The sequence below is a fragment of the Mesorhizobium sp. M7A.F.Ca.US.005.03.2.1 genome, assembly GCF_003997795.1.
GTDB classification, from domain to species: domain Bacteria; phylum Pseudomonadota; class Alphaproteobacteria; order Rhizobiales; family Rhizobiaceae; genus Mesorhizobium; species Mesorhizobium ciceri.
The window spans coordinates 1-1816 of the sequence record NZ_RZRP01001073.1; the positions used below are offsets into that span (position 1 = coordinate 1).

Consider the following 1816-nt stretch of genomic DNA (forward strand, 5'->3'; position numbering starts at 1 on the left):
GAAGGCATGGCGCTTCGAGCGCCACCAGCGGCAGCGGCTCACTGTTGCGCAGGCTGGTCTCGATACGCTTTGCCGACCCGATCCAGCGCATCGGCACATCGGCGACATGCTGGCTGTAGGGCAGCGTTTCGCCGCAGTGCCAGGCGAGCGCGATATCGAGGCTGCCTGACAGGACCCTTTCGGCAAGGTCGTGGCTGCGTGCGATCCTGGCTTCGATCTTCACCTTGGGGTGCGCCCGGGCAAATCGGCCGAGCACGTCCGGCAGCACCGCCTCGCCGAAATCTTCCTGCAAGCCGAGCCGTACCCAGCCTTCCAGCTCGACACCGTGGATGGCGGATGCCGCCTCGTCGTTCAACTCGATTAGCCGGCGCGCATAGCCGAGCATGGTCTCGCCGGCCTCGGTCAAAGCGAGGCCCCGTCCTGATTTGCGGAAGATCGGCGTCGCCGCCTGTTCTTCCAGTTTCTTTAATTGCGCGCTGACCGCCGACGTCGACCGGCCAAGCCGGTCAGCGGCCTTGGCAAAGCTACCCAGCTCCATGCCGGTGACGAAACTGCGCAAGACGTCGAGGTCGAATGTCACGCGTCGCATGTTGGAAATCCCGATTTTCAGGATTGTAAGTTCAAAACTTCCTGATTTTCAGGATGAAATTATGGCGGTAGGGACAGATCGTCAAGGCCGGACCGCTGGCCAGCACGGGAAATGAAGTCATGTCCGCCATTGTCAATTGCACCGACCGGCAGCCGTCGGAACTTCTGGAAGATACCGGTTCCACCGGGAGGGTGTTCACGCCGGGCCATCGCTGGAAAGTCCTGGGCATCGGCGTTGCCGCCAATGCCGCCTTCTCGGCTACGTTCTCCGGCATCCCGGCGACGGCGGTCGTTCTTCGCCAGGGCTATCACCTAGGCAATGCCGAGCTCGGCCTGGCGCTCGGCCTTCTCGGGCTTGGGGTCGCGCTCAGCGAACTGCCCTGGGGTCTGCTCACCGATCGCTGGGGCGACCGCCGCGTGCTGTTGATCGGGCTCGGCGCGACGGCGGCGTGGCTCCTGGTCATGGCGATGCTGGTCGTGCCGACAAAGGCCGGTACTCCCGATGTCACGCTGCTCTCCGCGAGCCTATTCATCACCGGATTGCTCGGCGGCAGCGTCAACGGTTCGAGCGGCCGCGCCATCATGGGCTGGTTCCGGGAAAACGAGCGCGGCTTCGCCATGAGCATCAGGCAGACGGCGGTGCCGCTTGGCGGCGGCCTTGGCGCGCTCGTGCTGCCCTCGCTTGCGCTGGCTTTCGGCTTTGCCGCGGTGTTCGGGGTCCTGGCGGGTGCATCCGCTCTGTCTGCCCTGTTCGCCTGGCGCTGGCTGCACGAGCCGCCGACGGCAGGCGAGGGCCATCCCGCTTCGGCTGTGGCCGGACCGGCGCCGCTGCGCAATCGCGACGTCTGGCGTATCGCGACCGCCATCGGCCTGCTCTGCTTTCCGCAGGTGGCCGTGCTCACCTTCGCCTCCGTATTCCTGCACGACTTCGTTGGGTTGGGAACGGCGGCAATCAGTGCCAGCCTCGCCGCGGTGCAGATCGGCGCCATGGTCATGCGCATCTGGAGCGGCCGCTTCACCGACCGTTATGGCAACCGCCGCCAATTTCTTCGCCTGTGCAGCGCGTTCAGCGCCCTTGCCTTCGCCATGCTTTGGCTGCTGGTCCTGTTCGGCCCAACCATTCCGGGCGGCCAGCTCATCTGGTCGGCGGTTCTTCCGGTCGTGCTTATTGTCGGAGGCATCTCTGTCTCCGCCTGGCACGGAGTGGCTTACATCGAGCTTGTCACCG

The 1816-nt window shown here is 65.1% G+C and carries 2 protein-coding genes; one reads left to right on the top strand and one right to left on the bottom strand.

Annotated elements, in window-relative coordinates; all coding sequences use genetic code 11:
* The coding region (locus tag EN991_RS34720) for a LysR family transcriptional regulator (protein ID WP_127370418.1) at positions 1–589 on the bottom strand (589 nt) is incomplete at its 3' end.
* 119 nt (positions 590–708) lie between these two features.
* Here EN991_RS34720 and EN991_RS34725 point away from each other — a divergent pair.
* The coding region (locus EN991_RS34725; protein ID WP_164769610.1) for an MFS transporter at positions 709–1816 on the top strand (1108 nt) is incomplete at its 3' end.